At 72.4% G+C, this 16,789-nt stretch carries 24 protein-coding genes and 1 tRNA gene; 12 read left to right on the top strand and 13 right to left on the bottom strand.

Going from position 1 to position 16,789, the window contains the following annotated elements; all coding sequences use genetic code 11:
- Positions 1-33: 33 nt before the first annotated feature.
- Complete coding sequence (locus tag AC067J_RS13680; protein WP_478298972.1) at positions 34-462, bottom strand: response regulator; 429 nt, start codon at positions 460-462, stop codon at positions 34-36.
- Positions 463-696: 234 nt separating this feature from the next.
- Here AC067J_RS13680 and AC067J_RS13675 point away from each other — a divergent pair.
- Both AC067J_RS13675 and AC067J_RS13670 read left to right on the top strand, forming a co-directional pair.
- Positions 697-768, top strand: a tRNA-Arg gene (locus tag AC067J_RS13675).
- Between the two features lie 96 nt (positions 769-864).
- Positions 865-1,053, top strand: coding sequence for a hypothetical protein (locus AC067J_RS13670; RefSeq protein WP_478298704.1), 189 nt, complete (start codon positions 865-867; stop codon positions 1,051-1,053).
- 63 nt (positions 1,054-1,116) lie between these two features.
- On the opposite strand, the gene AC067J_RS13665 is transcribed toward AC067J_RS13670, so the two are convergent.
- Positions 1,117-1,563: a MarR family winged helix-turn-helix transcriptional regulator gene (locus AC067J_RS13665; RefSeq protein ID WP_478298703.1), complete on the bottom strand. Its 447-nt coding sequence runs from the start codon at positions 1,561-1,563 to the stop codon at positions 1,117-1,119.
- 88 nt (positions 1,564-1,651) lie between these two features.
- Here AC067J_RS13665 and AC067J_RS13660 point away from each other — a divergent pair, with 88 nt between their 5' ends.
- Entirely contained in the window at positions 1,652-3,376 is a 1,725-nt protein-coding gene (locus AC067J_RS13660) for an FUSC family protein (protein ID WP_478298702.1), read from the top strand.
- A 493-nt stretch (positions 3,377-3,869) separates the two neighbouring features.
- Here AC067J_RS13660 and AC067J_RS13655 read toward each other — a convergent pair whose 3' ends face one another.
- Genes AC067J_RS13655 through AC067J_RS13640 form a run of 4 tightly spaced genes read right to left on the bottom strand, consistent with a single transcriptional unit; the run spans position 3,870 to position 4,961 of the window.
- The gene (locus tag AC067J_RS13655; RefSeq protein ID WP_478298700.1) at positions 3,870-4,139 is read right to left on the bottom strand and encodes a hypothetical protein; all 270 of its coding nucleotides are present in this window, start codon (positions 4,137-4,139) and stop codon (positions 3,870-3,872) included.
- Entirely contained in the window at positions 4,136-4,354 is a 219-nt protein-coding gene (locus AC067J_RS13650) for a hypothetical protein (RefSeq protein ID WP_478298699.1), read from the bottom strand. Before AC067J_RS13650 ends, AC067J_RS13655 begins: the two co-directional genes overlap by 4 nt.
- Positions 4,342-4,596 (bottom strand): hypothetical protein, encoded by a 255-nt coding sequence (locus tag AC067J_RS13645; RefSeq protein ID WP_478298698.1) that lies wholly within the window; start codon positions 4,594-4,596, stop codon positions 4,342-4,344. Before AC067J_RS13645 ends, AC067J_RS13650 begins: the two co-directional genes overlap by 13 nt.
- Entirely contained in the window at positions 4,593-4,961 is a 369-nt protein-coding gene (locus tag AC067J_RS13640; protein WP_478298696.1) for an ATP-binding protein, read from the bottom strand. Before AC067J_RS13640 ends, AC067J_RS13645 begins: the two co-directional genes overlap by 4 nt.
- Before the next feature lie 297 nt (positions 4,962-5,258).
- Between AC067J_RS13640 and AC067J_RS13635 the strand changes: the two genes are divergently transcribed.
- The 9 genes from AC067J_RS13635 to AC067J_RS13595 all read left to right on the top strand — a co-directional run bounded on the left by AC067J_RS13635 (position 5,259) and on the right by AC067J_RS13595 (position 10,875).
- Entirely contained in the window at positions 5,259-6,125 is an 867-nt protein-coding gene (locus tag AC067J_RS13635; protein WP_478298694.1) for a helix-turn-helix domain-containing protein, read from the top strand.
- On the top strand, positions 6,118-6,309 hold the full coding sequence (locus AC067J_RS13630) for a DUF397 domain-containing protein (protein ID WP_478298693.1): 192 nt from the start codon (positions 6,118-6,120) through the stop codon (positions 6,307-6,309). The genes AC067J_RS13635 and AC067J_RS13630 overlap by 8 nt, the downstream gene beginning before the upstream one ends.
- Before the next feature lie 66 nt (positions 6,310-6,375).
- The gene (locus AC067J_RS13625; RefSeq protein WP_478298692.1) at positions 6,376-6,576 is read left to right on the top strand and encodes a DUF397 domain-containing protein; all 201 of its coding nucleotides are present in this window, start codon (positions 6,376-6,378) and stop codon (positions 6,574-6,576) included.
- 233 nt (positions 6,577-6,809) lie between these two features.
- Positions 6,810-7,031 carry a hypothetical protein gene (locus tag AC067J_RS13620; RefSeq protein WP_478298690.1) on the top strand — a complete coding sequence of 74 codons (222 nt, stop codon included), beginning with the start codon at positions 6,810-6,812 and terminating at the stop codon, positions 7,029-7,031.
- A gap of 31 nt (positions 7,032-7,062) precedes the next feature.
- A complete protein-coding gene (locus AC067J_RS13615) occupies positions 7,063-7,521 on the top strand; it encodes a DUF6879 family protein (protein ID WP_478298689.1) in 459 nt (152 codons plus the stop codon).
- Entirely contained in the window at positions 7,521-8,369 is an 849-nt protein-coding gene (locus AC067J_RS13610) for a helix-turn-helix domain-containing protein (protein ID WP_478298688.1), read from the top strand. The genes AC067J_RS13615 and AC067J_RS13610 overlap by 1 nt, the downstream gene beginning before the upstream one ends.
- Positions 8,370-8,518: 149 nt before the next feature.
- Positions 8,519-8,734 carry a putative ATP-grasp-modified RiPP gene (gene tgmA, locus AC067J_RS13605; protein ID WP_478298686.1) on the top strand — a complete coding sequence of 72 codons (216 nt, stop codon included), beginning with the start codon at positions 8,519-8,521 and terminating at the stop codon, positions 8,732-8,734.
- A 10-nt stretch (positions 8,735-8,744) separates the two neighbouring features.
- Positions 8,745-9,689, top strand: a complete 945-nt coding sequence (gene tgmB, locus AC067J_RS13600) for an ATP-grasp ribosomal peptide maturase (protein ID WP_478298684.1) — start codon at positions 8,745-8,747, stop codon at positions 9,687-9,689.
- Complete coding sequence (locus tag AC067J_RS13595) at positions 9,682-10,875, top strand: rRNA adenine N-6-methyltransferase family protein (protein WP_478298682.1); 1,194 nt, start codon at positions 9,682-9,684, stop codon at positions 10,873-10,875. Before tgmB ends, AC067J_RS13595 begins: the two co-directional genes overlap by 8 nt.
- Positions 10,876-11,004: 129 nt before the next feature.
- Here the strand turns inward: AC067J_RS13595 and AC067J_RS13590 are convergent, their stop codons facing one another.
- Genes AC067J_RS13590 through AC067J_RS13560 form a run of 7 tightly spaced genes read right to left on the bottom strand, consistent with a single transcriptional unit; the run spans position 11,005 to position 16,762 of the window.
- Complete coding sequence (locus tag AC067J_RS13590) at positions 11,005-11,694, bottom strand: alpha/beta hydrolase (protein ID WP_478298680.1); 690 nt, start codon at positions 11,692-11,694, stop codon at positions 11,005-11,007.
- A 14-nt stretch (positions 11,695-11,708) separates the two neighbouring features.
- Positions 11,709-13,016: a beta-ketoacyl-[acyl-carrier-protein] synthase family protein gene (locus AC067J_RS13585; RefSeq protein WP_478298678.1), complete on the bottom strand. Its 1,308-nt coding sequence runs from the start codon at positions 13,014-13,016 to the stop codon at positions 11,709-11,711.
- Positions 13,013-14,296 (bottom strand): beta-ketoacyl synthase N-terminal-like domain-containing protein, encoded by a 1,284-nt coding sequence (locus AC067J_RS13580; RefSeq protein WP_478298676.1) that lies wholly within the window; start codon positions 14,294-14,296, stop codon positions 13,013-13,015. Before AC067J_RS13580 ends, AC067J_RS13585 begins: the two co-directional genes overlap by 4 nt.
- 22 nt (positions 14,297-14,318) lie before the next feature.
- Positions 14,319-15,167, bottom strand: a complete 849-nt coding sequence (locus AC067J_RS13575) for an SDR family NAD(P)-dependent oxidoreductase (protein ID WP_478298674.1) — start codon at positions 15,165-15,167, stop codon at positions 14,319-14,321.
- On the bottom strand, positions 15,164-15,703 hold the full coding sequence (locus AC067J_RS13570) for a hypothetical protein (RefSeq protein ID WP_478298673.1): 540 nt from the start codon (positions 15,701-15,703) through the stop codon (positions 15,164-15,166). Before AC067J_RS13570 ends, AC067J_RS13575 begins: the two co-directional genes overlap by 4 nt.
- Complete coding sequence (locus tag AC067J_RS13565; protein ID WP_478298672.1) at positions 15,700-16,500, bottom strand: SDR family NAD(P)-dependent oxidoreductase; 801 nt, start codon at positions 16,498-16,500, stop codon at positions 15,700-15,702. Before AC067J_RS13565 ends, AC067J_RS13570 begins: the two co-directional genes overlap by 4 nt.
- Entirely contained in the window at positions 16,493-16,762 is a 270-nt protein-coding gene (locus tag AC067J_RS13560) for a phosphopantetheine-binding protein (protein ID WP_478298670.1), read from the bottom strand. Before AC067J_RS13560 ends, AC067J_RS13565 begins: the two co-directional genes overlap by 8 nt.
- Between the last annotated feature and the right edge of the window lie 27 nt (positions 16,763-16,789).

Below are 16,789 nucleotides of genomic sequence, written 5' to 3'. Positions count from 1 at the left end.
CGGTTTGCCGGTTGAGACGTCCGGGCGCCGTGCTCAGCCGCGATCGATCCCGTCTGTTCGCTGAGGGCGAAACCCGTTCGCCTCCCCTGCGTCGGCGGCCGGCACCATCAGCCGCCGCACCAGCGCCACCAGGTCCGCCGGGTCGAAGGGCTTGCCCAGGTAGCCGTCCACCCCGACCGACTCCCCCAGGTCCAGGTCGGCCGGCGTGCAGGCGCTCACGATCGCGATCGGCAGCCGCCGCGTCCCCGGCGCCGCCCGCAGCCGGGCCGCCGTCCGCAGACCGTCCAGCCTCGGCATCACCACGTCCAGCGTCACCACGTCGGGCTTCACCCGACGGACCACCTCCAGGCACTCGGCACCGTCGGCGGCGGTCACCACCTCGAAGCCTTCGAGCTCCAGGTTGACCCTGATCAGCTGACGGATCACCTCGCTGTCGTCCACCACGAGGACCCGCCCGGACACTCCCGACACCTCACCGAGGGTATCGGCGGGCCCGCCGCCCCGTCCGGCCTTTCCGCACTTCCGCTCCGGCCGGGTGGCGCACCGTCCGCCCGACCTCCGCCGGGCCTTCCCCGGGCCTCCCCCGGCGGCCGTCCGACCGCCCGTCCGGCCTCCCGCAAAACCCGTGCACGGACCACGCCCGGAGCCTGGTAATGTTCTCCACGTCGAAGCGAACGCGACGACAACACCAAGCAGGCCCCCGTAGCTCAGGGGATAGAGCACCGCCCTCCGGAGGCGGGTGCGCAGGTTCGAATCCTGCCGGGGGCACTTCGCAAGAAGTGCTGAACAGGCCCAGGCCAGCGGTAAGTTACCGCGGGACTGGGCCTGATTCGTTTTCAGGGCGCGTGGTGGGGCGGGGGCTTCATGGGCAAGCGTCGCTACGTGGCCAGGGGCGTGCCGGGCGGCTACCGGATCTGGGACGGCAAAGTGCGGCGCTGGTGGGGCGACCACTACGAGCTCTGCCCGGACGACCTGCTCACCGAGCTGAACGGCGCGGCGGACCCGGCCCGGCTCACCGCCCTGCTCAAGCGGTACCGGGCCCTGCGGCGATAGCTCTCCCGGTAGGGGGCGGGCCGGTTCCGGGTGCGCGGTCAGGTCCGGTCAGATCGGGTCCGGTCAGGCGTGTCGGTCGGGGGTGTCGGCCAGGCGGTCCATCAGGCGGGCCGCGAGGCGGAGCACCTCGCGCTCCGTCTCGGAGAGCGCGTCCAGCGCCTCCGCCAGCCAGGCGTCCCGCCCGGCCATGTCGCGGGCCAGCGCGGTGCGGCCGTCCGCGGTGAGGTGGAGGACGGACTGCCGGCGGTCCCGCTCGTCGGGGACGCGACGGAGCAGGCCGTCCCGCTCCAGTTCGGCGAACACCCGGGTGAGGGACTGCGGCTGCTGGCGGTCGGCGGCGGCCAGCGCCCCCGGGGACATCGGACCGTGCCGGAGCAGGTGCCCGAGCACGCTCAGCTTGTTCAGACTGAGGCCCTCCCCCGCGCGCTCGGCCCGCAGTCGGCGGGCCAGCCGGACGGTGCCCTGGCGGATCTCCGCCGCTTCCGGAAGCCATGGCTGCTCGATCTCCATATTGCTACGCTAACACTTACGATCTGGACGGCAGGACTTCGGCATTTCCTCGGTCAGCGTGAGCAGGAAAGGGAGAAATCCGTACGTGATGAGTAGGTATTTCTCCTGGCTCCGCCGGGCCGTGCGCTTCGACCCCGGGCTGCTGCTGCTCCGCGGGACCGCCGTCACCACGGCCGCCATGCTGGCCGCGTACGGCTCCGCGCTGCTGGTCGAGCACCTCGCGCACCTGCGGGTCGACGTCGTCGTCCAGGCCGTGGTGCTGGCGGCCACCGCCGCACAGGTCCAGCGCACCGCCGACCGGTACGACCGGCTGCTCGGGCTCGCCGTCCTCCCCGCGGCCGCCGCCGGCGCCGCCGAGGTCGGGCGGCTGATGACCCTCCACCCGAACGTCGCCGACGCCCTCTTCACCCTCGGAATGGCCCTGCCGATCTGGATCCGCCGGTTCGGCCCCCGGGCGGGCCGGGCCGGCGGGCTGCTGGTGCTGCCGCTGGTGGCGCTGCTGGTCATGCCGCCGGACGCCGGGCCGGTCCCCGGCCACGACCACAGCCTGTGGGTCGCGCTGATCGCCGTGGTCTCCGGCGCCTGGGTGGCCCTGGCCCAGGCCGCCGCCGTCCGGACCGGGCTGGTCCCCGCACCCGTCCGACCGCCCGAACCGGAGCCGGCCAAGCCGGGGTCGGCCGACCCGAAGCCGGCCGACCCGGCGCCGGAGGCCGCGGCGGAACCGGCAGCCCGGCGGCGGCCGCTCGTCCACACCCGGATGGCCCTCCAGATGGCGGGCGCGGTCGGCGGGGCGTTCCTCGCCGGGCGGGCCGTCTGGCCGGACCACTGGGCCTGGGTGGTGCTCACCGCGTTCATCGTCTGCAGCGGCGCCCGCGGCCGGGCCGACGTCCTGTTCAAGGGGCTGCTGCGGGCGCTCGGCGCGGCCGCGGGCACGGTCGTCGCGACGGCCGTCGCGGGCGCCTTCGGACCGCACGAGGACGCCGCCGTCGTACTGATCTTCGCGGTCCTCGCGCTCGCCACCTGGCTGCGCGAACTCAGCTACGCCTACTGGGCGGGGTGCGTCACCGCCGTGCTCTCGCTGCTGTACGGCTGGTTCGGACAGGGCTCCGACGACCTGCTGCGCACCCGGTTGGCGGCAATCGGCCTCGGCGCGGCCGTCGGCATCGCGGCGGCCTGGCTGATCCTCCCGCTCCGGACCCGGGACGTGCTGCGCCGGCGCACCGCTGACGCGCTGGCCGCACTGAACGAGCTGCTGGGCGTCGCCGACGCCGACCGGCCCGCCCTGCTGCGCGGCCGGGCGCGGTTCGCGTACGGCGTCGCGCAGCTCGAACTGCTGGCCCGCCCGCTGCGGGCCGAACGCCGCGCCGGACGGCTGACGCGGCGGCTGACCGGGCGCGGGGGCGGGTCCGGGTCCGGCGCCGGACGGCCCTACCGGGCCGACGTGGTGGATGCCGTCGGCGCCTGCGAATCCCCGGTGGGCGTGCTGGTGGACGGGGCGGTCACGGATCCCACGCTCTGGTCCGATCCCCGGGTGGCCCGGCTCAACCGGGCGGTGGCGGCGAACAGTGCGGCCGTCCGGCGGGCGATCGGCGGGCGACCCGGGCCCGCCTACCAGGGGGTCCGGGCGCGGATCCCCAAGCAGTCGGGAGCCGGGCCGAGCGGGCCGCCGGAGCAGCTGCGGATGCTGGCGGCACTGCTCGCCGTCGACGACGCGCTCGGGACGATGGCCGCGGTGTTCGGCGACCCGCCACCGGCCCCGCCCACGGACGGGGGCGCCGGGGATGGGGATGGGGGCGGGCCGGGGTCCTCCTAACGCTCGGCAGCACGGCGGAGGTGTTCGGGGCGACCCACCGCCGGTCCCGCCCGGCACCGAGGATGGCGGCGGGCCGGGGCCTGAGGCCTCCACCACGCCGCTCATCGTCGGCAACGCGGCCGGCAGCACGGCAGAGGCGTTCGGCGACCCATCACCAGCCCTGCCCGGTACGGGGCGGCAACGGACCGGGGCCACCGGCACTCCGCCCCGTTGGGATCAGCCGGGGATACCGACCGCACCGCTCACCATCGACAACGCGCCCAGCGCCCAGGCCGCGGTGCTCGGCGCCCCCGCCGGTCCCGCCCGGCGCCGGGGATGGCGGCGGCGACGGGACTTCCAGCTGCTCCGCCCCGCCGGAGCAGCTGGGGATGCCTACGGTGCTGCTCACCGTCGGCGGCCTGCCACCCGTCCTGCCCGACCCCGGAAGTAGCGACGAGCCCTTCAAGCACTCCACCCCGCCGGAGGACTCCGACGGGGCGAGGAGGGGTGCGGGTCAGTGGGGTATGCGGTGGCGGCCGTGGGGCTGCCGGTTGTCGGGGGTGGGGTTGGTCTCGGGGCTGAAGTGCCCGGCCTGGCGGGCGATCCAGGTGTACTCGGTGGTGCCGTCGGGGAGGTGGCGCAGTTCCCAGCGGCCGTGGCGGGTGATGGGGGGCGGGGGCGGGGTGTCCTCGATGCGCAGGCTCGTGACCACGCCGACGACGACGGTGGTGATGGCGAGGGCGAGGAGGACGGCGAAGGCGGTGCCGACGAGGTAGTCGGTCATCGGAGGTATCCGAGGTGGTTGGCGAGGTTTTCGAGGAGGTCGCGGGCCTGGGCGCGGGTGAGGGGGACGGCGAGGTGGTCGCCGGGGGCGGCGTTGACGGCGAGGTCGACGGGGAAGCGGAGCTGGAGGTCGGCGTCGGGGACGGTCTCGACGGTGAGGTAGGGGACGGTGGTGCGCTCAGTGTGGGGGCGCGGGATGGGGATCAGGACGCCCATCGGGGGTCGGTCCCTTCGCGGAGGAGGCGGAGGAGGTTGAGGAGGGTGGCGACCGGCGCGTTGCCGAAGTCGACGAGGATGCGGCCGTCGACGGTGCCGGGGAGGGTGGCGGCGGAGCCCCACTGGATGCCGAACGGGCGGCCCGCTTCGTGGAGTTCGCGGATCAGGGCGGTGACCTCGGGGTCGGTGTAGGTGCGGATGACGGGGTCGTCCGGCGCGATGGGGGTGTGGTCGTGGTTCACGCGGCGGCGTCCAGCTCGAACCAGACCCGCTTGCCCGTCTTGCGCGGATCGGCGCCGAACCGGTGGGTGAGCGAGCGCACGAGGTGCAGCCCGCGCCCCGACACCTCGTACGGGTCGGCGGAGATCCGCGGCTCCGGCAGCGTCGGGCTGTCATCGGCGACGGAGACCCGGACGGTGCGGGCGGTGAGGAGGACGACCACGACGGCGGGCGCCTGGCAGCCCGCGTGGCGCCAGGCGTTGACGTACAGCTCGTGGAGAGCGAGTTCGGCGTCGGAGATGAGGTCGTCGGGCCAGGCGGCGAGGGCGAGCGCAGCACGCAACTCCTCGCGGGCGGCGGACCAGTCGGGCGGGTTGCAGGCACGCATGAGAAACCTCCGAAGGAGAGGCGAGAGTGGGGAGGGGAGAGCGTCGGCGGATACGTCACCGTGAGCCAGGCCCGGCCATGGCTGCTCTGCGGTGCAAGAGGGCAGCAGGCACCTACCACCCCGATGAACAGGCGTTACTGACGATCCGTCGGATCGCTGTGATGTCGACCATAGCGCAGAGGGTCACAAATCTGTGGCGATCCCCTGGAAGTTCCCCCTACCGTGGCACCCAGCCTCAGATGGACCCGTTCACCACGGGCGCGGCACACTGACCCCAGTACCGGCAGAGAGGACGCCATGGCCCTTCGCTCCAACCCGACCCTCCGTCAACGTAGGCTCGGCGTCGAGCTTCGGCGGATGCGGGAACAGGCTGGCTTCGGGGGCAGTCAGCTTGCTCGCGACCTCGGCATCAATCCCGCGCATGTGACGCAGATGGAAGCAGGAAGGACCGGCCTCAGCACAGAGCGGCTACGCACCATCGCCGCACTGTGCATGTGCGTCAACCAGCCCCTGATCGATGCCCTTGCCGAGATCATCACCGAGCGCGGCAAGAGCGGCTGGTGGGAGGAATACCGCGGGACGCTGGCCACGGACTTTCTTGAGGTTGCCGAGCTGGAGGCCGGTGCACGGAAGATCTTCACCTACACAACCACTTTCATCCCCGGGCTACTTCAGACCAACGGATACGCCTCGGCACTCTTTTCCCAGACGTACCCACCCCTACCTCCGCACGAGGTAGACCTCAGGACGGCCTTCCGTATGCGGCGGCAACTCGTGGTGCGATCCGATTCAACGCCATACCGTGCGTTCATACACGAAGCTGCCCTGCACATGCAGTTCGGCGGCTCGAAGGTTCTCACTGAGCAGCTCGAATCGATCCTCGTTGACTCCGAGCGTCCCGGAATCTCCGTTCGAGTCGTGCCATTTGGCGTTGACGTCGTTCCAAGCCCCAGCGAGAACTTCACCTACGCGGACGGGCCTGTCACCGACCTGGATGCGGCGCAGATGGACACGGGCCACGGCTGCCGGCTCTTTGATGCGCCAGCGCACCTGGCAAGGTTCCGTGCGCTCATCGGACAGATGGAATCCACTGCGCTGGCCGAGGAAGAGTCGCGAGATCTCATCCGATCCATCAAGGAAGAAAAGGAAAGCAAGCATGGCTAACCTCGGCTGGCAAAAGTCCAGCTACTCCGCCGCAAGCGACAACTGCGTCGAGGTCCGCACAGTGAACGGGCTGATCGAACTCCGTGAGTCCGACGACGGCGACATCATCCTCCGCACCACCCCCGCCGCCTTCGCCGACCTCCTCCGCACCATCAAATCCGGCGGACTCAACCACTACGCCTAACTTCCAGCGGTGCCTCACTCGAACCGAGCGAGGCACCGCAACACCACCACCCTCGGGAGATGGGCCATGTCCAACCCCACCTGGCAGAAGTCCAGCTACTCCGGGTCGAGTAACGCATGCGTCGAGGTGCGTGCCGTGGGCGGCCTGGTCGAACTCCGGGAATCCGACGACGGCGACATCATCCTCCACACCACCCCCGCTGCCTTCGCCGACCTTCTCCACGCCATCAAATCCGGCGAACTCGACCACCTCGGCAGCAGCACCTAGCGGGTCGTTCCGGCGGCCCCTCGCGCCCGCGAGCGGCCGCCGGAGGTGAGCACGTGACCACCAGCACCTCTGCCCGCGCAGGAAGTCGGCCGGTCCGACTTCCTGCGCGGGCAGAGGGAGCAGGTCCTCCCCCACCCATGCAAGTTCGCGCAAGTCCGAGGCGTAGGAACTGCCCGGTGCTGCATGCTTCTTCGCAGCAATCCGCTTCGGCTACGAGCGAGAGGGAAGCCGGCATGGCGCTGCACAAGCTCGGCAAGGACCCCGAGTCCCCGAACGGGCACTCCCCCACGGTCTACCTGGATGACGAGACCGGCAACTACCTCCTCCAGGGCTGGAAGGTGCTGGACACCGAACGGCTGGCCCAGCTGGACCTCCCGGAGCACGAGACCGTGATCGAGTTCCCCCGCCGGATGCTTCAGTTCTTCCCGGAGGTGAACGGTGGCAGCTCTGTTTGAACGACTGTTCCAAGCGACGGAGCGATCGGCGGTGCACCTTGAGATGCGTGACGCCTACATGCTCGACGACCCGTCGTACATCGCCTGGCAGGACGGCCGGATCGTGCTCGACGGCGCTGACGAGGTCAACTGGCGGGGACTGGTCCGCGCCGCGACCGACCGGGGTGTGGCGGTACGCCGAGCCCGCATCGTGTCGGAGCCGCTGAGCGACTACACCCGCTTCGAACACGCCATCACCGAGGAGCACAACATCACAGCGGGCGAGCAGGTCCGTTGGCTGCCCCGGCGGAGCGCGACCGATCTGGCCCTGCCCGGCAACGACTTCTGGCTCTTCGACGACAGCGTCCTGCTGGTCAACCACTTCAGCGGAAGCGGCGACTGGACGGACTCCGAACTCGTCACCGATCAACCCACGATCAAGCTGTGCGCCACGGCGTTCGACTCCGTCTGGGACCGTGCCGTCCGTCATGAGGACTACCAGCCCGACTGATGTCCTCGCCCCACTCCTCCGTACAACGTGCCAGGGAGGCACTCGGCCAGCGCTTGCGCGAGATCCGGCTCGACTCCGGACTCACCGCACGAGCGCTGGCCGGTCTTGCCGGCTGGCACGAATCGAAGTGCTCGCGAATCGAGCACGGCAAGACTGCCCCCTCCGACACCGACATCAGGGCATGGGTGGTCCACTGCAACGCGACAGGGCAGACCGATGATCTGATCGCCACATTGCGTGGCGTCGAAGGAGCGTACGTCGAGTGGCGGCGTCTCGAACGGTCGGGACTGAAGCACGTCCAGAGTTCGGTGGTGCCGATCTGGGAACGAACACTTCGCTATCGCTTCTACTCGTCATGGCTCATCCCCGGACCACTCCAGACCGGCGACTACATCCGAGCACTGCTGACGGCGCTCAGGGACCGGCGAGGACTCACCGACGACATCGCGGAGGCCGTGGCGGTTCGCCTTGAAAAGCAGCAGGTCGCCTCCAGCGGCCATCGGCGCTTCTCCCTGGTCCTCGAAGAGAGCGCCCTGCGTCACCGGATCGGCAGTGTCAGAACGATGGCCGATCAGCTTGAGTACCTCCTCGAAGCGGCGACACTGCCCTCGGTGAGTCTCGGAATCATCCCGTCGGACGCCGACCGGTCCAAGTTCTGGCCGTCGGAAGGCTTCTTCATGTTCGACGACGAGCAGGTCAACGTCGAGCTCGTGTCCGCCCACCTGACCATCACCCAGCCGCATGAGGTCGCCATGTACGCGGAGACCTTCGCCGGTCTGGCCCGATTGGCGGTCTTCGGTTCCGCCGCTCGATCCCTCATCGTCGCCGCGGTCGACTCGCTCAGGTGAATCTCCGCAAGTTCACGCAAATCCATTGTTGGCACTGGGCGCTGATTCCTAGCCTCATCCGTAGCGAAGGCCCAACGCTCCGTGACATCGGGCGGGAAGGCATCGACGCGAACGACCCGTACGAGCTCAACACCGCAAGGAGGAGACCTGTGACCACCACCGTCCCCGAGCGACAGCCGTTCGCCATGCGCTACGCGGCGCGGCAGACCAGCGAGCCCGCCGACACCACCGGCGTCACGTACGACCGGGAGTTGCAGATCGCCGTCACGTCCGACGGCAACCCCTGGGCGCACACCGCCAGCGGAGAGACCAGCAGCAACACCAACTCCGACAGCAAGAACGACGAAGGCACCGACTTCTACTAGGAGAACCGCGGTGACGGAGCCTGACGGCGAGGCGGTGCTGGTCCTCACGCACCGGCTCGACTCGACTGCGGATCTGGTGGTCGAGCACCTGAACGACCGGGGTGTCCCGGTGTTCCGCTGCGACACCGCCGATTTCCCGACCGAACTCACCCTGACCGCGACGCTCGACGACAGGTGGGCCGGTGTACTCGACGACGGGTACCGCTCGCTCGACCTCTCCCGCGTCCGGTCGGTGTACTTCCGCAGACCCGAAGAGTTCCGACTGCCCGACGACATGTCCGAGGCTGGGCGGCGGTTCGCCGCCGCCCAGTCGCGGGCCGGCTTCGTCGGCGTCGCCGTAGCCCTTCCCTGCCTGTGGATCAACCACCCCGCGCGGGACCTGGACGCCAACCACAAGCCCTGGCAGCTCGCCACCGCCCGGCGCCTGGGGCTGGACCCGCCGCGCAGCATCATCACCAACGACCCCCGGGCCGCGCGGAAGTTCGCCGCCGAACTCGACGGCCCGATCATCACCAAGAGCCTCGGCGCGCCCGTGGACACGGTGGTCCTCGACCCGGCCGACCTGGACGACTCGGTACGCCTGTGCGCCCATCTCTTCCAGGAATGGATCGACAAGTCCCACGAGGTCCGGATGACCGTGGTCGGCGACCGGTTCTTCTCCGTGGAGATCCACGCCGGATCCGACGCGGCCAGGATCGACTGGCGGACCGACTACAAGAGCCTCACGTACCGGCCTACGACCGTCCCCTCCCCGGTGCGCGAGCGCGTGTCCGCGTTCATGCGCGCCTTCGGGCTCGTCTTCGGGGCGTTCGACTTCATCGTGACACCGGCCGGGGACTGGCGATTCCTCGAAGTGAACCCCAACGGCCAGTGGTCGTGGATCGAGCACAGAACGGGTGTGCCCATCTCGCACGCCATCGCAGACCTCCTGGAGAAGGGCGACGCAGGTGAGTGACATCCCGGACGAAATCGAGGCGACGGCCCACGGGCTTCGAATCGCGCTGGCGAAGGAGCTGGAGCACGACGGCTCCCTGCGCACCCCGGAGTGGCGGGACGCGCTGCTGGCAGTCCCCCGGCACGTCTTCCTGCCGTCCTTCCTCGCCGCCCTGGACGGCCCGGACGGCGTCACCCGCTACACCCCCGTCGGCCGGGACACCGACCCGGGGGAATGGCTGCGGCTGGTCTACCGGAACACGACGTGGGTCACCCAGCTCGACCACGGAGCCACCGAGCCAGGCGGCGAACCCGTCACCGGGACACCCACCAGCTCCTCGACGCTGCCCGGCGTCGTCGTGCGGATGCTCGAAGACCTGGAGGTCCCGGACGGCGCGAACGTGCTCGAAGTGGGAACCGGCACCGGCTACTCCACCGCGCTGCTGTGCGCCCGGCTCGGCGATCGGCACGTCACCAGCGTGGAGCACGACGCGGGCCTGTCCGCCGTGGACGGCGAACGGCTCGCCTCCATCGGCCACCGCCCCCGCCTGGTCGTGGGCGACGGTGCCGAGGGCGACCCGATCAGCGGACCCTACGACCGGATCATCGCCACGTACTCGCCCACTCGCGTCCCGGCCGCATGGCTGGCCCAGGCGGCGCCCGGCGCGGTCATCGTGCTGTCGCTTGTGGGCAGCCTCGGCGCCTACGGCTACGTGAAACTGCACGTGGGCAACGGGGTAGCGCATGGTCGATTCATCGACTCCGACGTCTCGTTCATGCCCTCCCGCGAGACCGAGCAGCCCGAGATCGGCCCCCTCATGCGCGCGGCCGTCCGGTCCCGGGACGACGCCGCCGGCCTCGTTCCGGCCGTTCACCCCGACACCCTGGACGACCCCGCGTTCCTGTGGAGCGCACAGCTCGCCCTGCCCGGCACGACCCGGCTGCGCCTGGCGGCCGACGGCGTCACCGGCCGATGGTTCCTCGCCCCCGACGGATCGTGGGCGGTGCTGGAAAGCCGGAGCAACGGCACCGCGCGGGCCTATCAGGGCGGCCCGCGCGCACTCTGGTCCGAGCTGGCGGCCGCCGCCTCGGCGTGGCTGGCCGACGGGCGGCCGGGGCTCGACCGCTACGGGCTCACCGTGACCCCGGACACGAACACGGTCTGGCTGGACGATCCGGGGAATGTGGCAGGCGTCCTCGGCACGTGACCACCAGCACCACCCCCCGCAGCAGGAAGTCGGCCGGGCCGACCTCCTGCTGCGGGGGGGGGTGGTCGTGCCGGAGGGGCCGGGCTTCGAGAGGGGTCTCGAAGCCCGGCCCCCGTTCGGATCGGCCGGTCAGCCCCCGGCGGGCCCGAGGACCCGGTCCAGGAAGGCCGGCAGCCCGCGCTTCACGCCGCCGAACGCCTCGTGGCCGGCCCGGTAGCGCTGCCAGCGCACCGGGTGCCCCCAGTCCGCCAGCACGTCCCGCACCTTCTGGCCGCTCTGCTCCGGGATGATCCAGTCGAACGCGCCGTGGCCGATCCAGACCGGCAGGTCCGCCCCGGCCGCCGACCGGCGCGCGGCCAGCAGCGGGACGGCCGTATCCGGGAGGAACGGCGCGTACAGCGCCAGCCCGGCCAGCCGCTGCGGGTAGCGCAGGGCCAGCACCAGCGCCATCAGCGCCCCCTGCGAGAACCCGGCGACCACCGTCCGCCCGGCCCCCACCCGGGCGGTCTCCTCGTCGAGGACGGCACGCAGCCGCCGTTCGACGGCGAGCGCGCTCGGCAGCGACTCCGGCCCGGGGTTGTCCAGGGAGAAGACGTCCTGCTCGAACCAGGCCCGCACCGGGTCGCCGGAGACCCGGCCGACCGGCCGCAGCGGCGCCTGCGGGAAGACCCCGCGGATCCCCGCCCGGTCCAGCCCCATCCGGTCGGAGACCTCGACCAGGCTCTCCGGGCCCTGGCCGAGGCCGTGCAGCCAGAGGACGGTGGCGCGGTGCCCGCCGACCGGTTCGACCACGTCGACCGGCAGCTCGGCGGTGCCCACCGCCTCGCCGCCCCTCATCGGGCCGGGGCCGGGCGGGGCTGCGCCGGGCGCTTGAACACCATGGACGCGTACTGCCCGCCGAAGCCGAAGGAGTTCTTCAGCACCGTGTTCACCGGGCGCTCCACCGGCGTGAGCGAGGTCTTCACCGCGCAGGCCGGGTCCGGTTCGGTGCAGGTCACCACCGGCGGGATGACGCCCCGGCCGAGGGTGAGCGCCGCCGCCACCGTCTCCACCACCCCGGACGCGGCCGAACCGTGCCCGGTGAGCGACTTCACCGCGCAGACGTCGAGTTCCGCCGTCCGCTCGCCGAACACCCGGTGCAGGGCCCGGGCCTCGGTGATGTCGTTGAGCTTGGTGGAGGTGCCGTGCGCGTTGACGGTGTCGATGTCGTCCGGGGTGAGCCCGGAGCCGGCGATCGCGGTGCGCATCACCCGCTCGACCATGCCGACCTGCGGCGCGGTGATGTGGGTGGTGTCCACCGCCAGGCCCCAGCCGCCGACCACCGCGTGCGACCCCGCGCCGCGCCGGGCGGCGTGGCCCGCGGTCTCCAGGACCAGCGCCCCGGCCGACTCGTTGATCACCATGCCGGAGCGGCGCCGGTCGAAGGGCATCGAGGAGTGGGCCGGATCGCCCTTCCAGCGGGACAGCGCCATCAGCTGCCCGTACTGGGAGAGCACGTACTGGGTGTTGCGGGAGACCGAGACCGCGACCACGGCGACCTCCACCCGCCCGAGGCGCAGCAGCCGGACCGCCTCGGCGATCGAGCGCAGGCCGCCGGAGCAGGTGGCCTCCACCCGGGAGGCGATCAGCGGGACGCCCAGGCGCCCGGCCAGTTCGACCGGGAAGGCCGAGTGGTCCGAGGCCTCCGCCGACAGCCGGCGGCTCCGCAGGCTCTCCAGCACGGCGGCCGGGTCGTTCCCGATCCGCCGGTAGCGTTCGCCGAGCTCCCGGAAGTGGACCGCGTAGTCCTGCGGGAAGGAGCCGCTCGGCCCCGGCCAGACCCGGGACCAGACCAGTCCGGCGGCCTCGCCGCCGATCGGGCCGGTGATCCCCGCGTCGGTGAGCGCCTGGTCCACGACGCAGTGCAGCAGGGTGTCGCCCCAGGTGCGGTCCGGGTCGCCCCAGCGCTCGGCCACCTCCTTCCTGATGTCCTCGGGGATCAGGCCGGCCGCCCAGCCGCAGGGCAGTCCGCCGAGGTCCATCCGGTCCTCGGCGACCACGCCCGACCGGCCGGCCAGGTTGGCCTCCCAGAAGTCCTCCACGGTCGCGCCGATCGGGGTGACCACGCCCATCCCGGTGATCACGATGTCGTCGTCCGTCACAGCTCCTCCTCCCGCCGTGCGCGGTGGTCGCGCGGGTCACCGGTGACGCCGGCGAGCACCAGGGCGCCGGCCGAGGCGGTGCCCCGGCCGTGGTCGATCCCGGTGACCAGGGCGGTGCCCAGGCCGGGCACCGGCCGGGCCGACCCGGTCACCGTGTCCGGGCCGCCGAGCCGGGGGTCGGGGCGCCGCAGCAGGCCGACCGGCGGCAGCTGGCCTCGGCGCAGCGACTCGACCGCGAGTGCGGTGTCGATCAGCGCCGAGCACTCCAGGGCGAGGCCCAGGGTGCCCTTGCTGCTGGTCACCGGCACCGCGCCGACCTGGGGCAGGACGGCCGAGCACTCCTCCCGGTCGGCGGCCGGCGAACCCGAGCCGTGCGCCCACCAGAGGTCCGGCCGTCCGCCGGCCCGGCGGAGCGCCGCCCGCACCGCCAGGCCGGTCGCGCTCGCCCGGTCGGCGGCGACCACCGTCTCGCAGGCGAGCAGCCGGGCCAGGGCCCGGGGTGCCGGGGCGTCCGCCGGGGCGGCCCGCTCCAGCAGGACGGCGGCGGCGCCCTGGCCGAGCAGCGGCCCGGCCCGCTCCTCGTCGAACGGGCCGCGGCCCGGGGCGGCCTCGGTGCCGATCGGCTCGTCCCGGTCGAAGGAGGCGAGCGCGGAGACCGAGGACGGCGGGGCCACCCCGACCACCAGCACCCGGTCCAGTTCGCCGCTCTCCAGCAGCCGCACCGCGAGCGCCAGCGCGCCCAGGCCGCCGGCCGCGACCTCGCCGTAGGCGGCGACGTTGGAGCCCCGGAAGCCCGTCGTCATGCAGACGAACTGGCCGAGCTGGGAGGGGATGCCGCGGATGTAGGAGTAGTCCGGCACCTCCTCGTAGAGCAGGGTGGCGAGCGGGCGCGGGTCGTCCAGGGCCATCCCGGCGAGCCGGGGCATCACGTCGCCCAGCTCGTCGCCGGTGCTGCCGACGGCCATCACGGTGCCGCCGCGCTCCGGGTCCCCCCAGCCCGGGCTGTCCGGGGCGTCCGGGTCGCGGCCGGCCTGCCGCAGTGCGAGCCGGGCCGCCTCGACCGCCCAGTAGGCGGCCAGGTTGGCGTACTTGCGGTTGTCCACCCAGGGCTTGCCGGGCGGCCACTCCACGGCCGCGCGGTCGACCGCGGCCACCGGCCAGGGCAGCGGCCCGGCCGGGTCGAAGAACGACCGGCCGGCGGCCATCGCGGACCAGAGCGGTTCGGTGCCCAGACCGGCCGGGGAGACCACCCCGGTGCCGGTCACGATCACGTCGGACATGGCGAGCTCCCCCTTCCCGGTGTCACTCGCCCACCCGGAGCGGGCTGTTGAGGTTGCCCCAGAGCGCGTAGCCGCCGTCCACCGTGATGGTCTGCCCGACGATCCAGGCGGCCTCGTCCAGGCAGAGCATGGCGACCACGTCGGCGCTGTTCTCGGGGGTGGTCATCTGTCCCTCCGTCCACGGGGAGACCGCGAGCTCGTGCCGCACCCCGTGGTTGAAGTCGGGCCGGACGCTGAAGACGCCGGTCTGCACCAGGCCCGGGCGGACGCAGTTGGCGACGATGCCGTGCGGCGCCAGCTCGTAGGACAGGAACCGGGTGAGGTTCTCCAGGGCGGCCTTGGCGGCGCCGAGCAGCCCGGCGCGCGGCACGATCCGGGTGGTGGTCGAGTTGGTGATGGTGATGAACCGGGCGCCGGGGCGGCCCTTCATCAGCGGCACCCCGTGCTTGGCCAGCAGCCAGGTGGCGCGGGCGTTGGTGTCCTGGACGAACTGCCACTGGCTGAGCGTGGCGTTCTCCAGCAGGGAGAACTTGGTGGCCGCCGCGTTCTGCACCAGGATGTGCAGGTCGCCGTGGGCCTCGCCGACCTCGGCGAGCAGCTCCTCGGCGGCCGTCGCCTCGGAGAGGTCGGCCCGGTGCAGGGTCACCTTGGCGCCGGACTCGGTGAGTTCGGCGGCCAGCTCCTTCGCGGGGCCCTCCCGGTCGACGTAGTTGATCGCCACGGTGGCGCCCCAGGCCGCGAGCTTGCGGCTGATGCCGGCGCCGATGCCGCGCGAGCCGCCGGTGACCAGGGCCACCCTGCCCTCCAGCGGGCGGGGCGAGAGCGGCCCGGGCAGCGGCACCGGCGGGGTGTTCGCGGTGTCGTCGGTCATCGTTCTGTCCTCTCGCTGGTCCGGGCGGGGGCGGTCGCCGCCCGCACCGGGTCGGTGGGGGTCCCCGGGGCGGCCGGGTCCGGGGCCGGGGTGAGCGCGACGGCCGCGGCGCGGCGCAGCACCACCACGCTCATCCGGCCGATCGCGTAGACCCGGCCGTCCTCGTCGTGCACCCGCCGGGTGGACTCGACCAGCCCGAGCCGGTCGTCGATCTCGACGGTCCGGCCGGTGCGGGTGGTGAACCAGAACGGGGTGTCGGGGTAGAGCGGGCGGACGAAGTCCCAGGCCAGCGTCCGCAGTCCGACGACGGCGGCCGGCGAGCCGTGCTGGACCACCCAGCCGGAGGTGATCGAGTGGATGAAGCCTCCGGGCACGATCCGCCGGGTGCGGTCGAGGGCCCGGGCGAAGGCGTCGTCGTCGTGGACGGGGTGCTTCTCGCCCATCAGGTCGAGCAGCCGGTCGAGGAGGTCGCCGCCGAAGACCAGCGGACCGAACCGGTGGTCCGGCGCGCCGACCAGGTCCTCCCAGTACTTCACGCCGGCACCCCCGCCCGGCGCGGCCGGGCCCCGGCGGCGGCCCGCATCACCAGCCGGCCGCCGTCCACCGTGAAGGTCTGGCCCTGGATGTAGTCGGCCTCGTCGCCGGCCAGGAAGGCGACCAGGCCGGAGATGTCCTCGGGCAGGCCCCAGCGGGTGCCGGCGCCGTCCGAGCCGAGCCGCTCGGCGACGGCGTCGGTCATCTCGGTGCGCACCTTGCCGGGGGCGACGGTGTTGATCCGGATGCCCTTGCGGCCGACCTCGACGGCCAGCGTCCGGGTGAGCGCCTCCAGCCCGCCCTTGGCGGCGGCGTAGGCGCTCTGGCCGGGCCCGGGGATGCGCACCGAGTTGGACGAGATGTTGACGATCCGGCCCCAGCCCTGGTCGAGCATGACGGGGAGGACCTCCCGGCAGGCCAGGAAGGGGCCGGTCAGGTTGATCCGGAGCACCCGTTCCCAGTGCGCGGTCGGGGTGGCGGCGACCAGCCGGTCGTCGATCACGGCCGCGTTGTTGACCAGGACGTGCAGCGCGCCCTCCTGGTCGGTGATCCGCTCGACCAGGTCGACGACCTGCTTCTCCTCCGCGACGTCGGCGCGGTGGGCGACCGCCCGGCCGCCGGCCGCCGTGACGGCGGCGACGACGTTCCGGGCGGCCTCCTCGGCCTCGCGGTAGACCAGGTGCACGGTCAGCCCCTCGGCCGCCAGGCGGTGCACGACGGCCGCGCCGATCCCGCGCGAGCCGCCCGTGACCAGGGCGACCCGGCCGGCGCCGGGCGAGGTCCCGGGCTGCTCAGACACGCTGGGCCGCCGCGACCACGGCGAGGATCGAGCCGACCGTGCGGCGGTGCTCGGCCGCGGTCTCGTTCCAGCCGTCGAGGTCGAAGTCGACGCCGAGCCGGCGGTTGATTTTCCGGGCCAGCTGGAGAAGGTCCAGGGAATCCAGCCCGAGGTCCTCGACCACCGAGTCGGCCGGGGTGATCGACTGGCCTTCCAGGCCGGATTTGACGTCCTTGAGCAGCTCGACCAGGACGGTGAAATCAGCGTTTTCCGTGGGCGACATAATGTCTCCTCCGAGAGTTCCGAAATA

The organism is Kitasatospora sp. NPDC042419, assembly GCF_056437345.1.
The sequence above is the reverse complement of the archived record's forward strand: the minus strand, read 5'-3'. Positions and strand labels throughout refer to the sequence as shown.

Excerpts from the sequence above, each read along its gene's own strand:
- AC067J_RS13670 (WP_478298704.1), top strand. The coding sequence starts at position 865 with ATGGGCAAGCGTCGCTACGTGGCCAGGGGCGTGCCGGGCGGCTACCGG.
- AC067J_RS13665 (WP_478298703.1), bottom strand. The coding sequence starts at position 1,563 with ATGGAGATCGAGCAGCCATGGCTTCCGGAAGCGGCGGAGATCCGCCAG.
- AC067J_RS13660 (WP_478298702.1), top strand. The coding sequence starts at position 1,652 with ATGAGTAGGTATTTCTCCTGGCTCCGCCGGGCCGTGCGCTTCGACCCC.
- AC067J_RS13655 (WP_478298700.1), bottom strand. The coding sequence starts at position 4,139 with ATGACCGACTACCTCGTCGGCACCGCCTTCGCCGTCCTCCTCGCCCTC.
- AC067J_RS13650 (WP_478298699.1), bottom strand. The coding sequence starts at position 4,354 with ATGGGCGTCCTGATCCCCATCCCGCGCCCCCACACTGAGCGCACCACC.
- AC067J_RS13640 (WP_478298696.1), bottom strand. The coding sequence starts at position 4,961 with ATGCGTGCCTGCAACCCGCCCGACTGGTCCGCCGCCCGCGAGGAGTTG.
- AC067J_RS13635 (WP_478298694.1), top strand. The coding sequence starts at position 5,259 with ATGGCCCTTCGCTCCAACCCGACCCTCCGTCAACGTAGGCTCGGCGTC.
- AC067J_RS13630 (WP_478298693.1), top strand. The coding sequence starts at position 6,118 with ATGGCTAACCTCGGCTGGCAAAAGTCCAGCTACTCCGCCGCAAGCGAC.
- AC067J_RS13625 (WP_478298692.1), top strand. The coding sequence starts at position 6,376 with ATGTCCAACCCCACCTGGCAGAAGTCCAGCTACTCCGGGTCGAGTAAC.
- AC067J_RS13620 (WP_478298690.1), top strand. The coding sequence starts at position 6,810 with ATGGCGCTGCACAAGCTCGGCAAGGACCCCGAGTCCCCGAACGGGCAC.
- AC067J_RS13610 (WP_478298688.1), top strand. The coding sequence starts at position 7,521 with ATGTCCTCGCCCCACTCCTCCGTACAACGTGCCAGGGAGGCACTCGGC.
- AC067J_RS13580 (WP_478298676.1), bottom strand. The coding sequence starts at position 14,296 with ATGTCCGACGTGATCGTGACCGGCACCGGGGTGGTCTCCCCGGCCGGT.
- AC067J_RS13575 (WP_478298674.1), bottom strand. The coding sequence starts at position 15,167 with ATGACCGACGACACCGCGAACACCCCGCCGGTGCCGCTGCCCGGGCCG.
- AC067J_RS13560 (WP_478298670.1), bottom strand. The coding sequence starts at position 16,762 with ATGTCGCCCACGGAAAACGCTGATTTCACCGTCCTGGTCGAGCTGCTC.